This is a genomic window from Paraburkholderia sp. J67 (genome assembly GCF_905220265.1).
Classification (GTDB): domain Bacteria; phylum Pseudomonadota; class Gammaproteobacteria; order Burkholderiales; family Burkholderiaceae; genus Paraburkholderia.
The window spans coordinates 1-388 of the sequence record NZ_CAJMZK010000110.1 but is presented as its reverse complement, the minus strand read 5'-3'; the positions used below and the strand labels follow the sequence as shown (position 1 = coordinate 388).

The window sequence follows — 388 nt, the reverse complement described above, 5'->3', positions numbered from 1 at the left end:
GGGTTCCTTCACGGCGACCATGGGCCCAAGCGCGCCCGTGAGCACCACGTCGCCGGCGCGCAGCGGCGTGCCAAGCTGCACCATGCGGTCCGCAAGCCACACGGCCGCGTTGAGCGGATTGCCCAGACACGCGGCGCCGTTGCCGCGCGAGAGCACTTCGTTATCGCGCGACAGTTCCATCGCGCAGGCCGTCAAATCGATCTGCGAAAGCGGCACCGGGCGGCTGCCCACCACGAAGCGCGCGCTCGACGCGTTGTCGGCCACCGTATCGACGAAGCGGATATCCCAGTTCTGGATGCGGCTATCGACGATTTCGATTGCGGCCAGTGCATACGCACTCGCGCGCAGGATGTCGACGAAGGTGTGTTTTTCGTGCGTCAGATCGCGT

At 66.0% G+C, this 388-nt stretch carries 1 protein-coding gene; it reads right to left on the bottom strand.

The genetic code is table 11. The features are described 5' to 3' along the window. Positions 1 to 388: 2-keto-4-pentenoate hydratase (locus tag U5782_RS41410; RefSeq protein ID WP_322049643.1), on the bottom strand; the 388-nt coding region annotated here is incomplete at both ends.